Origin of the sequence: Mannheimia indoligenes (assembly GCF_036880405.1) — a bacterium.
GTDB classification, from domain to species: Bacteria; Pseudomonadota; Gammaproteobacteria; order Enterobacterales; family Pasteurellaceae; genus Mannheimia; species Mannheimia indoligenes.
The window spans coordinates 1-12858 of record NZ_JBAJJM010000023.1 but is presented as its reverse complement, the minus strand read 5'-3'; the positions used below and the strand labels follow the sequence as shown (position 1 = coordinate 12858).

Sequence of the window (12858 nt, the reverse complement as noted above, 5' to 3'; positions counted from 1 at the left end):
GTATTTTTTATGTTATTAACAGGATTGTTATGTGGTTTCCTACTCGGTTTTGTAATGCAGCGTGGACGTTTCTGTATTACGGGAGCGTTTCGTGATCTTTATGTAACTAAAAGCAGCCGTATGTTTGTAGCTCTTTTAATTGCGATTACTGTTCAATCTATCGGCATTTGGTTGTTATATGAAGCGGGTTCTTTTGACTCTCCCGCAGAGAATTTACCGCTACTTGCTGTGATTATCGGAGCATTCTTATTTGGCGTTGGTATCATCTATGCCGGTGGTTGTGCAACAGGGACTTGGTATCGTGCCGGTGAAGGTTTAATTGGTAGTTGGGTAGCGTTAATTATTTATGCATTATTCTCAGCTTCAATGAGAACAGGGGTATTAGCTCCACTTAATCAAGAATTAAAAAGTAATGTAATTGAACAGCGTACTATCTATGAAACATTTGGCATTTCACCTTGGATTTTAGTGTTTATTTTAACTGTAGTTACTTTAACACTGGCTATTCGCCATTTAAGAAAACCAAGAGGAAAAACCATTGTATTAAAACCACGAAAAACAGGTTTAGCCCATATTCTATTTGAAAAACGTTGGCATCCGTTTGTAACAGCGGTATTAGTTGGTCTTATTGCACTGTTAGCGTGGCCTCTAAGTAATGCAGCAGGTCGAAATTTTGGCTTAGGCATTACTTCTCCGAGTGCAAATGTTATTCAATACTTTGTATTTGGCGATGATAAATTCATTAACTGGGGTGTGTTTTTAGTATTGGGAATTTTAATTGGTTCTTTTGTTGCTGCAAAATTATCCAATGAATTTCGTTTTAGAGTGCCAGATGCAACCACAATGCTTCGTAGTGCCGGTGGTGGTGCGTTAATGGGAATTGGGGCAAGTCTTGCCGGCGGTTGCTCTATCGGCAACGGCTTAGTTGAAACCGCATTTTTCTCGTGGCAAGGTTGGATTTCATTACCTATTATGATTTTAGGTACATCGGTTGGTGCATATTTTACAATTATTCGTCCGCAACGTTTAAAAAGTTAATTTTTAAGGAGTATTATAATGAATGTTCGTTTACCGGCTTCAGGACTTGTTTGTCCATTTCCTTTAGTTGAAGCAAAAGCAGCTATGGCAAAATTAAACAAAGGGGATAGCTTAACAATTGAATTTGATTGTACCCAAGCAACAGAAGCTATTCCAAATTGGGCAGAGGAAGAAGGCTATGAAGTAACCGATTATCAACAAATCGGCGATGCATTATGGGAGATTACGGTGGTTAAATAAATCTTAAGCATAAAAAAGCTCTACTTTCGTAGAGCTTTTCTTTTTGCGTTTTTACCTAAGAATTATAGTAAACCCGGCTGACCTAACGCAGGGTCTGTTGCACGAGCTGCAATTGCATCTTCAACAGTCATACCTAATGCTTTAGCAACACCTTCGCCGTATGCTGGATCGCAGGCATAGCAGTTACGGATATGGCGGTATTTGATGAAATCTAATGCATCACCCATACCAGCTGCAGTATTGTTGAATAATGCTTGTTTTTGTTCATCATTCATATTGTTAAACAATACGCGTGGTTGGCTGAAGTAATCTGCATCGTCTTCACGATAGTTCCAATGTGCTGCATCACCGTTGATTTTTAGTGGTGGCTCAGCATATTGAGCTTGTTCTTGCCATTTGCCGAAGCTGTTTGGTTCGTAATGAATTGTGCTACCGTAGTTGCCGTCTACACGACCTTGACCATCACGAGCGTTGCTGTGTACCGGGCAGCGTGGTGCGTTTACCGGGATTTGGTGGTGGTTTACACCTAAACGGTAACGTTGTGCATCCGCATAGTTGAATAAACGAGCTTGTAACATACGGTCTGGAGATACACTGATACCCGGAACTAAGTTGCTTGGTGCAAACGCAGATTGCTCAACATCAGCAAAGAAGTTTTCAGGGTTACGGTTTAATTCAAACTCACCCACTTCAATTAACGGGTAGTCTGCTTTTGGCCATACTTTAGTTAAATCAAATGGGTGGTATGGTACTTTTTCTGCATCAGCTTCAGGCATAATTTGTACATACATTTTCCATTTCGGGAAATCGCCACGCTCAATTGCTTCGTATAAATCACGTTGGTGGCTTTCACGATCGTTTGCAATAATTGCAGCCGCTTCTTCGTTTGTTAAGTTTTTGATACCTTGTTGGGTACGGAAATGGAATTTCACCCAGAAACGCTCATTTTCAGCATTGATGAAGCTATAAGTGTGTGAGCCAAAACCGTGCATATGACGATAAGAAGCCGGAATACCACGCTCACTCATTACGATAGTAACTTGGTGGAATGCTTCAGGTAATAAAGTCCAGAAATCCCAGTTATTTGTTGCCGAACGCATATTTGTGCGTGGATCACGTTTAACCGCTTTATTTAAATCCGGGAATTTACGTGGATCACGTAAGAAGAATACAGGCGTGTTGTTACCAACCATATCCCAGTTACCTTCTTCGGTATAGAATTTTAACGCGAAACCACGAATATCACGCTCAGCATCAGCTGCACCACGCTCACCCGCAACAGTTGTAAAGCGAGCAAACATTTCAGTTTTTTTACCCACTTGGCTGAAGATTGCAGCACGAGTGTATTTGGTGATGTCATTAGTTACAGTGAAAGTACCGAACGCACCAGAACCTTTAGCGTGCATACGACGCTCAGGAATAACTTCACGTACGAAATTAGCTAATTTTTCATTTAACCATAAATCTTGAGCTAATAGTGGACCACGTGGACCGGCAGTTAAGCTGTTTTGGTTATCAACAACAGGTGCACCGTTGTTCATTGTCAAATGTGTTACAGGACATTTAGACATAATAGAATCCTCATAAAAAAGTAAGATAGGTAATCAATTCAAAGGGGATTATAGAGGCTATAGATTTTTTCGCAATCTATTAATTTGATAATTTAGGGCTATTGAAATTTATTGTTTAATAGTTGATGGTAATTATCAGGTATTCATTAATCTATTACAAGCGGTTACTTTTAGTGAATTTTTTGCAAAAATAGAATGAAAAAGTGCCTATCTGAAACAGGCACTTTTGAATGAATAAAGTGATACGTTATTTACCTAAATTATCAAAAAACTTCTTCACGCCATCGAAAAAGCCTTCGTGTTTCGGGCGGTGTTTCGCTTTACCCTCTAAACTTTCTTCAAATTGACGAAGTAATGCTTTTTGTTCTTCGCTTAAATTAACCGGAGTTTCAATCACAACTTTGCAAATTAAATCACCGGTGTAGCCACCTCTTGCACTTGCCACCCCTTTACCCCTCACACGGAACAGTTTGCCTGTTTGGGTTTCTGCCGGAATTTTAAGTTTGAGTTTGCCATCTAAGGTTGGCACCTCAATTTCGCCACCTAACGCCGCAAGGGTAAAGCTGATTGGCACTTCACAATATAAATTTGAACCATCACGCTCAAAAATATCGTGTTCTTTAACGTGAATTACCACATATAAATCGCCTGCCGGTGCTCCGTTTTCGCCTGCAGCCCCTTCGCCGGATAAACGAAGTTGGTTACCGGTATCCACCCCTGCCGGAATAGTAACGGAGAGATTTTTCGCTTTTTGAACACGACCATCGCCGTGGCAAGAACGACACGGTTTTTCAATACGTTTGCCCGTGCCGTGGCAACTTGGACAGATCGCTTCCGTTACAAAAAAACCTTGCTGACGGCGAACCCGACCTGTACCGTGGCAGTGAGAACAGGTTTCCACTTTGCTGCCAGCCTCTGCACCTGAGCCGTGGCAAGTATCACATTCCGCTAAGGTTTGAATGCGAATATCCTTCTTGCAACCTTTTACAGCTTCTTCCAGAGTGATTTCGATGTCGTAACGTAAATCATCGCCACGTACTACACGGCTACGGCGACCACCGCCACCGAAGCCGCCACCAAACATTTCACTGAAGATGTCTTCAAAGCCGCCAAAACCACCGCCACCGAAGCCTCCAAATCCGCCTGAACCGCCCCCGCCTTGTTCAAAAGCAGCGTGTCCGTATTGGTCGTACATTGCACGTTTTTCATTGTCGGTTAAAACTTCGTACGCTTCAGTGATCTCTTTAAATTTTTCTTCCGAGTCTTTACTACCTTGGTTTTTGTCAGGGTGATGCTTTGCCGCTAAACGTTTATAAGCACGCTTGATGTCTTTCTCACTTGCCCCTTTTTCTAACCCAAGGACTTCGTAATAATCTTTTTTCGCCATAGTTTTTCCGTATTTTTGCAAAATTTTTATAAAAAATGACCGCTTGTTTTACTCCTCTCTTTAGCAAAGAGGGGAAGGGGGAGATTTGGCAGAAGTGATTTACGCTCCTACGAAACTTTGAAATCGTAATCAAATCTCCCCTAACCCCTCTTTTCTAAAGAGGGGGATCAGATCTCTAGTTATATTAACAATGCGGATTCACCGCAATATAAATTTCGACTTTGCCGTCAGGTAAATGTTTTTCAAAATCCACAGTGTAGGCTCGTTTTAACAAGCCTTGCTTGGAGCGGTTTTCAATGCTCGACCACGTTTCTGAAAGTAGATCTTCAGTGGTTGGAACTTTCTCAAACCACATAAAATCTTCCATCAAAATCGGCTCATTGCCGTTTTCAGTTTCCGTTGCAATAACCGTTTCGCCTGTTTTGTGATTGTAGATTTTATAAAACGGAATTTGCACTTTTTTAGTTGTAGGGTAGAGCTTAAGCATTTGCAAAATTTCCTTAGAATTTGACCGTTTGTTACGGTTGTTCTTCTAAACTAAATATCTGTTTTTTCAGAATTTCATCAATTTGAATACGGCTTAAGCCTGTATCAACTAATGTTTGTTCTAAAACCTGTAACTGCTTTTCAAATTTCTCTCGTGCTTTATGCACATTGTAAGCGATAAAATCTGCGTTTAAATCGCTTTCAATCCGATAAAATTTGATATTCGATACACAAGGGTAAAACCATTTAAATTTTGCAGTAAGCTCTTGAATTGCAATGGTTGCGTGAGCCTCACTAATACCTTCATTACCTAAATAAACACTCCCTTGAAGATTTTCAAAGCCGTGCTGTTTTAGCACATTACGAATATCATAATAGGCATTATTGAAAGTGTTACCGTGATAGTTTTCTTTTAGACAATTGGTGTCCATATCGAAGGTTATTAGGTATCTGCTCATAGTTCCGCCTTTTGCAAAATTTCCTTAGAATTTGACCGCTTGTTGTAGGGGCAAATTGCAATTTTCCCCTACGTTCACGTTATGCAAAAGGGGCGAAAGATGTTTCGCCCCTACAGGTCTGGGAAAGATTATTTATTGTCTTTCACTTCTTCAAATTCCGCATCTACCACACCATCATCTTTTTGAGCTTGTTGTGGTTGCTCGCCTGCTTGGGCTTTTGCTTGAGCGGCTTGCATTAGCGGTTCTGAGGCTTTGATTAACGCTTCGATTTTCGCTTCGATGTCAGCTTTATCTTCGCCTTTTGCCGCAGTTTCTAACTCTGCAACAGCAGCTTCAATTTTCGCTTTGTCGTCTGCATTTAACGCATCGCCTGCTTCAGTGATTTGCTTACGGGTTGCGTGAGCAATACCGTCTGCTTGGTTACGGGTTTGAACTAACTCTTCAAATTTTTTGTCTGCTTCAGCGTTCGCTTCCGCATCACGCACCATTTGTTCTACTTCTTCATCGCTTAAGCCTGAAGATGCTTGGATTTTGATTTGTTGCTCTTTACCTGTATTTTTATCTTTCGCAGACACGTTAATGATACCGTTCGCATCAATATCGAAAGTTACTTCAATTTGTGGCATACCGCGTGGAGCAGGGTTAATACCTTCAAGGTTGAATTGACCTAAAGATTTGTTATCCGCTGCACGTTTACGTTCACCTTGTAACACGTGGATAGTTACCGCAGATTGGTTATCTTCCGCCGTTGAGAACACTTGCGATTTTTTGGTTGGGATCGTCGTGTTTTTCTCAATTAAGGTCGTCATTACACCACCCATTGTTTCGATACCTAATGAAAGCGGAGTTACGTCTAATAACAATACGTCTGTTACAGAACCGCTTAATACACCACCTTGCACTGCTGCACCGATTGCCACCGCTTCGTCCGGGTTCACATCTTTACGAGGTTCTTTACCGAAGAAATCAGCCACTTTTTTCTGTACTAATGGCATACGGGTTTGACCGCCCACTAAAATCACATCGTTGATTTCGCCAACCGATAAGCCCGCATCCGCTAATGCGGTTTTTAACGGCTCTAATGAACGATTAACTAAATCTTCCACTAACGCTTCTAATTTTGCACGAGTTACTTTGATGTTTAAGTGTTTTGGACCGCTTGCATCCGCTGTGATGTACGGAAGATTTACTTCAGTTTCTTGTGCTGAAGAAAGCTCGATTTTCGCTTTTTCTGCCGCTTCTTTCACACGTTGCATTGCCATTGGGTCGTTGCGTAAATCAACGCCTTGTTCTTTTTGGAACTCTTCCACTAAGTAGTTGATCACACGGTTATCGAAGTCTTCACCACCTAAGTGAGTATCACCATTGGTTGCACGCACTTCAAAGGTTTGCTCGCCGTCAAAGTTGTCGATTTCGATGATTGAAATATCGAATGTACCACCACCTAAGTCATAAACTGCGATAGTTTGGTTCTCTTTCTTCGAATCTAAACCGTAAGCTAAGGCTGCTGCTGTTGGTTCGTTGATGATACGTTTTACATCTAAACCAGCGATACGACCGGCATCTTTGGTTGCTTGACGTTGTGCATCGTTAAAGTATGCAGGCACAGTGATTACTGCTTCAGTTACCGGCTCGCCTAAGAAATCTTCTGCAGTTTTCTTCATTTTTTTCAAAATTTCAGCAGAGATTTGCGGTGGTGCTAATTTTTCGCCTTTTACGGTTACCCACGCATCGCCGTTATCTGCTTTGCTGATTTCAAACGGCATAATTTCGATATCACGTTGTACTTCAGCATCGGTAAAACGACGACCGATTAAACGTTTGATTGCAAATAAAGTATTTTTCGGGTTAGTAATTGCCTGACGTTTTGCCGGCTGACCCACTAAGGTTTCTTTATCTGTGTAAGCAATAATTGATGGCGTTGTGCGTGCACCTTCTGCATTTTCAATTACGCGTGGTTTGTCGCCGTCCATTACCGCAACACAAGAGTTTGTTGTACCTAAGTCAATACCAATGATTTTACCCATTTTATGATTCCTCTAATTATAAATTCAGTTTCACAAAGAAACGGGATAATTTCCCGTTCAGACGAAACCATAAATAGGGGCAAAATTTAACGGTTCAAGAGGAAAAGTAAAAAAAATTGTAAAATTTTGGAAAAAATTATTTATAGGATTGTTCACAGTTTCTCTGTTGCCGACAAACCAACCTTCAAAAAACAAGGCTTGCTTGTTTGTGGTGGATTAATCCCATAGAAAATAAATGGGTAATAAATGTTACAATTTATAGTATGAGATCGGATCTATATCTAAAAAAGTCAATTGAATATTCCTTTTTGTTGTCAAAAAATGTATCATTCCTTCTTTATGGTTTTCGTGAAGGTAGAGAAGTTGTTATGCTCAAGACTCACATTAATAAAATTATAAACTCCTCATTTTCTCTTGCATTTTTAACTATCATCAGCTTTTCGACAGCTTATTGCTATGGCTGGGGACAAGCACTTTTTCACGGCTATCCTTGGTGGCACGTTGAAGTTGGTAATGCCAGTATGGCAAGAAGTCTTGCTTATGTATTCATTGTTTCGGTGTTACTCTTTTTCTGCTATGCTTTAGGCTACGCTTTAATAAATAAAGTTTTTAAACTACATTATTTTCAACATTTAGGCTGGTTAAGAGTTATTGTATTGGTTTCTGTTTTTACCATACCGGTTATTCTCACTTTCTACGTGTTTACGGGTATTGTGCCTATTTCCATTTCAATTACCTATGTTTTTGTTACCGCACTAAGTGTTTTATTTTTCCAGAAAAAGTGGAATGATACGAAACTTGATCTTGATGTCAGAAAGATGATATTAAAAGGAGATCTCCATATCTTTAATCTCTTTATCTTCCTCTATTTTTCGCTATTAGCTCTACACATTGGTTATTTAAGAGCTGGCTTACGTACTACCTATGATTATATAGAAATAGAGAACCAAAAATATTATATTCTCTCAACCAATAGTGATAATGGTTATATTATGGGGGAGAAACAAAAAGATAATGATAATTTTATTTTCTTTAATCGAAATGATCAAAGTTATTATCGTATCTATATTGAAAATTTTTCGAAATAAATAACCGCTTGTAAGGGGAAACTATGGCATTACACCGCTGCCCGGAGTGCAGAAAACGTATCAGCGACAGCGTAGAAAGCTGTCCGCATTGTGGTTTTTCATTTAAAGAAGCAGATTTAGAAATTTATCGGCAAAAATTAGAGCAGCGTAGGCTACATAATCAGGAAATTAATCGTAAAAGTATGAAGTTACAATTGATTTGGCTGGCGGTTTTTGTGAGCGTGATTGGAGTGGCAAATTTCATTGTAAATTAATGGCGTATTTAACGAAGTAGGGCATTCATCAGATATGAATGCCCTTTGTTTTTTTACAGGCTTTACAGCCTCTTTCTCTGTGCACGTTAGGGCTAAGTAAAATTGAGTAAATAATATGGAATTTTTGGAGTAATACTATTAATTTATAAAATGGCTAAATTTCCTTGTTGTTTGATTTTTAAGGATGTTTTTTTAGCTATTTAAATATCAGACTAGTCTGTTTTTTTATTTAGTCGATAAAAATGGATTTTATATTAAATACTTACTTTTAAGGTATTAAACTTATGAACAAAATTTTCAAGGTTATTTTTAATCGAACAACCCAGAGAATGGAAGTAGCCTCAGAATTGGCGAAAAACCAAGGCAAAGTGTCATCTACAATAACGAGTGTTGAGCCAAGTTCTAGCTTGGGTAAAACATTAAAGCTGAGTTTATTGGCCACAGTAGTCGGATTGGTGTTATCTAATAGCACATCAGCTACTGTACCTGTTGCTCAAAGTGGTTGGTCTGCTGGGGATTATTCAACCGTTATTTTGGGTGAAACAACAGATAATTCGGGTCCAGAGGGGGGAGCACGAGCTTACTCGGGTACTAATACTTATGCTAATGTTACAGCACCAAACCATCACTCGGTTGCTATTGGTGGTAATACGAGTATCCAAAGTACTGCAGCCGCAGTTGTATTAGGGTATGGTGCAAAAGTAGAGCAAGGTACAGGAACTGAAAAAACAGGTAGTGTTGCTTTAGGTGCTTATTCTATTGCAGGCACTAGTAATACAGGCACTGAGTCTCAGCGTGTGACTATCGGTGGTGTAACCTATGAATTCGCTGGTAAGGCGACGAGTGATACTTCTGTACTATCCGTAGGTTCAGGACAGGCAGTGAATGCATTTGTTGAAGGTAATCGTACATCAACACGTAATGGTGCAAGTTCATATTGGGTTGATAACACAGCAAGTACAGATAGATATACATATCGTCAGATCCAGAATGTTGCTGCAGGTACTATTTCTTCAAGTTCAACGGATGCGATTAATGGTTCACAGCTGTATTCTGTAATTGCAGCTGTGAATGCTATTGCAAATAAAGTAACAACACCAGCAGTTATTGAAAACTATCTACACGTAAATGATGGTAATAATATTGGTGGCAACCCAGCTACTAACTTAGCTGGTGCTGATAAGTCTGGTGGTGCAACTGCAATGGGTGCTGTGGCAATTGGTATTGCAACTCAAGCAACTTCACAACAGGCAACAGCGGTAGGTTCAGGTGCCAAAGCGTCTAGTGGAAGTGCTACTGCACTTGGTACTAATGCAGAAGCTAAAAATGTTAATACTGTAGCGCTTGGTGTGGGTGCTGTTGCATCAGCCGTAAATGCAGCTGCATTAACAGCTAATGCACTTGCAAGTGGTAACTTCTCTATTGCAGCAGGTAACCAATCAACAGCATCTGGTTTATCAGCAGTTGCTGTAGGTTCTAATACTAACGCAACGGCCGAGTCTTCTGTAGCGGTGGGTGCAAACTCAACTGCAAGCAAAACTTCTGCAGTAGCAGTAGGTAATGGCGCAAATGCAACAGAAAATGCAACAGTTGCTATTGGTCGTTTAGCTACAGCAACTAAAGGCTCTGCAACTGCAGTGGGTGATAGTGCAAATGCAACTGGTAACTCTTCAACTGCAATAGGTAACGGTGCAAATGCTAATGGTACTTATGCCTTCGCAGGTGCGATGAATTCAAGTGCTGCAGGTGGTCAATCTATTGCAATCGGTCGTGATTCTCTTGGTAAAGAAAACCATACCATTGCACTTGGTTCTGTTGCAAAAGCAAATACAATCGGCTCTATCGCAATGGGCAAAAACTCAGTTGCTGGTGCGGCTGATTTAACAGGTGCGGATAACTGGGCAAATATTATTGACCCTCGTACAAATCGTGCATTCGTAAGCAAAGATGCCTTAGTTGCTTTCTATGAAGCAAATAAATCAAATCCTGCAAATCCTGTAGTTCGTGCATTGATTGGTAAACAAAATAACATCGCTATTGGTGATGGTGCACAGGCTATTGGTGGACGCAACATTTCTATTGGTGAAAATGCTGGTATTAACGTACGTGACCAATGGAATATCCACAATGTCAACATTGGTTCCAATGCAGGTGAAGCATCAACCAAAGATTACTCTGTGGCTATCGGTTATGAAGCCGGTGCATTAAAGTCTGAAGCATCAAAAACTGCCCAAGCAAGCGTGTTAGAGGATAGCAAACGCTCTCCTAGCGTTTATATTGGTAAAGAAGCAGGTAAAGATACTGCAGCCTACGGTGGTGTTGGTATTGGTACGGGCGCATTAAAAAATGTAGTTGATACCAATTCTACCCGTAACATCGCTATTGGTACGAGTGCTGGTGAAGCTGTAAAATCTAATGACGGTAGAAATACAACTTTCCCTGGCTTTGGCGCCGGTGCTAATATCCTTGTAGGTGATGGTGCAGGTCAACGCTTAAGCGGTGATGGTAACGCTGTGATGGGTAACTTAGCTGGTCGTGATACTACTGGTGATAACAATATTTTAATGGGCCACTTAGCAGGTTCTACTTCGACATCTGACCGTTCTATTATTATGGGACCTCAGTCTGGACATAATACGGCAAACAATACGAAAAACGTATTAATCGGTAACTTTGTTAACGGTGGTTCTGACTTTAATGGCAAGTCCATCAGTAATGCCGTTGGTATTGGTTCGGAAGTGGTAGCATCAGGTAACCAATCTATTGCTATCGGTCAAGGCTCTAAAGCAACTGCTGACCAAGCTATCGCTATCGGTACAGGTAACTTAGTCAATGCAGAAAATGCGGGTGCAATTGGTGACCCTTCTATCGTTTCTGGCGCAGGCTCTTATACTCTAGGTAACGACAACGCAGTTGGTCAAACATCAACCAATACTGGTGCATTTGGTAACAATAACCAAATTGGTGCAACAGCAACCTATGATTCTGCTGGTAAATTACAAACCACAAGTGGTTTAGCTGGCACAGTTGATGCGTCAGGTTCTCGTGTAGTAGGTAATAACAATACTGTAGCAACAAAAGAAACTTTTGTTGTTGGTAACCGAGTGACAGAAACAGCAGAGAACTCTGTATTCTTAGGTTCAGAATCTGCTTATACCCAAAAAGGTACTAGCACAGATGGTATTGGTGCAGTAAGCAATGCAGTGATCAATACTGTTACTTACTCAGGCTTTGCAGGTAGCACATCAACAGGTGTGGTTTCTGTAGGTGCGCCAAATGCAGAACGCCGTATCCAAAATGTTGCAGCAGGTTTAATTAACGCAACTTCTACCGATGCAATCAATGGTTCACAGTTATATCAAGTAGTGAATAATGGTGCGTGGGAAGTACAGGCATCAGGCAATAAACTTGATGATGTGAAATGGGGCGATAAAGTAAACTTCATTTCATCTGACGGCTCTGTTGAGATTACAGGCAAGGCTTCGACCACTGAGCAAAATACAACGGAGATTGACTTAAAAGTTAAAGCCGCAGACAGCAGCTTCTTAGTTCAAAATAACGGTGATGAAAAAGACCGTGTGAACAAAGATGACATCATTAACTTCGTTAATGGTGGTAATACTAAAGCGGTTGTAACTAATACAGATGGTAAAGCAAGCAATGTAACTTACCATGTAACAGGCTTACCAGTTCAGTTTACTGACAAAAATGGTAACCCTGTAGTGAAAGTAGGTGATCAATTCTTTAAAGTAGATGCAGATGGTAACCCAACAGGTGATCCTATTCCTGCAGATCAACTGGTTATCAACGTTACTAACCCAACGGCAGCACCAAATGCGATTGGGGCAGCAACTGCAATTAATAATGTGGTGAGTGGCTTAGGTACGCAGACTGTTAATGTAAATGGTCCAGGTACTGTTGCAGCAAACACAAATACTCTACTTAACTTAAATAACCCAGCAGTACACAACAACACTGTTGCAACTGTAGGCGATTTACGCAATATGGGTTGGATTGTGTCTGCAAGTGGCAATAACTATTTAGACACGGTTAAAAACGCAAACCAAGTAAACTTTATTGGTGACAATGGTGTAACAGTAACGGGTAGCACATCTGAAGAAGGCATCCGTGATATTCTGGTAAAAGGCACGAAGTTTGAAACCAGAAAAGATGGTGATTCATATACCATTACCATTACCTACCCTGATGGTCAAACAGAAGATATCACTATTAGAGATGGTCGTGACGGTCAAGATGGTGCTAAAGGTGAAACTGGTGCAGCAGGTCGTGATGGTAAAGACGGTGTAGA

General features: G+C 40.5%; 10 protein-coding genes. 5 read left to right on the top strand and 5 right to left on the bottom strand.

Annotation, left to right across the window (positions count from 1 at the left end; translation table 11 throughout):
* Positions 1-9 precede the first annotated feature (9 nt).
* Together V6W77_RS10545 and V6W77_RS10540 are read left to right on the top strand one after the other, a co-directional pair.
* Positions 10-1038 (top strand): YeeE/YedE family protein, encoded by a 1029-nt coding sequence (locus V6W77_RS10545; RefSeq protein WP_334254598.1) that lies wholly within the window; start codon positions 10-12, stop codon positions 1036-1038.
* A gap of 18 nt (positions 1039-1056) precedes the next feature.
* Complete coding sequence (locus V6W77_RS10540; RefSeq protein WP_025235204.1) at positions 1057-1278, top strand: sulfurtransferase TusA family protein; 222 nt, start codon at positions 1057-1059, stop codon at positions 1276-1278.
* A 62-nt stretch (positions 1279-1340) separates the two neighbouring features.
* Here V6W77_RS10540 and V6W77_RS10535 read toward each other — a convergent pair whose 3' ends face one another.
* From V6W77_RS10535 to dnaK, 5 genes are all read right to left on the bottom strand, one after another.
* Positions 1341-2849 carry a catalase gene (locus V6W77_RS10535; RefSeq protein WP_025235205.1) on the bottom strand — a complete coding sequence of 503 codons (1509 nt, stop codon included), beginning with the start codon at positions 2847-2849 and terminating at the stop codon, positions 1341-1343.
* 247 nt (positions 2850-3096) lie between these two features.
* Positions 3097-4236, bottom strand: a complete 1140-nt coding sequence (dnaJ, locus tag V6W77_RS10530; protein ID WP_334232158.1) for a molecular chaperone DnaJ — start codon at positions 4234-4236, stop codon at positions 3097-3099.
* Between the two features lie 184 nt (positions 4237-4420).
* Entirely contained in the window at positions 4421-4729 is a 309-nt protein-coding gene (locus tag V6W77_RS10525; protein ID WP_428981790.1) for a hypothetical protein, read from the bottom strand.
* Between the two features lie 25 nt (positions 4730-4754).
* The gene (locus V6W77_RS10520; protein WP_334254596.1) at positions 4755-5180 is read right to left on the bottom strand and encodes a VapD; all 426 of its coding nucleotides are present in this window, start codon (positions 5178-5180) and stop codon (positions 4755-4757) included.
* Positions 5181-5308: 128 nt separating this feature from the next.
* Positions 5309-7207: a molecular chaperone DnaK gene (gene dnaK, locus V6W77_RS10515; RefSeq protein ID WP_025235209.1), complete on the bottom strand. Its 1899-nt coding sequence runs from the start codon at positions 7205-7207 to the stop codon at positions 5309-5311.
* A 368-nt stretch (positions 7208-7575) separates the two neighbouring features.
* Here dnaK and V6W77_RS10510 point away from each other — a divergent pair, with 368 nt between their 5' ends.
* The 3 genes from V6W77_RS10510 to V6W77_RS10500 all read left to right on the top strand — a co-directional run.
* Complete coding sequence (locus tag V6W77_RS10510) at positions 7576-8295, top strand: hypothetical protein (protein WP_334254595.1); 720 nt, start codon at positions 7576-7578, stop codon at positions 8293-8295.
* 23 nt (positions 8296-8318) lie between these two features.
* Positions 8319-8549 carry a zinc ribbon domain-containing protein gene (locus tag V6W77_RS10505; protein ID WP_334254594.1) on the top strand — a complete coding sequence of 77 codons (231 nt, stop codon included), beginning with the start codon at positions 8319-8321 and terminating at the stop codon, positions 8547-8549.
* Positions 8550-8833: 284 nt separating this feature from the next.
* Positions 8834-12858, top strand: a 4025-nt coding sequence (locus V6W77_RS10500; RefSeq protein WP_334254593.1) for a beta strand repeat-containing protein, incomplete at its 3' end; no start/stop codon positions are given.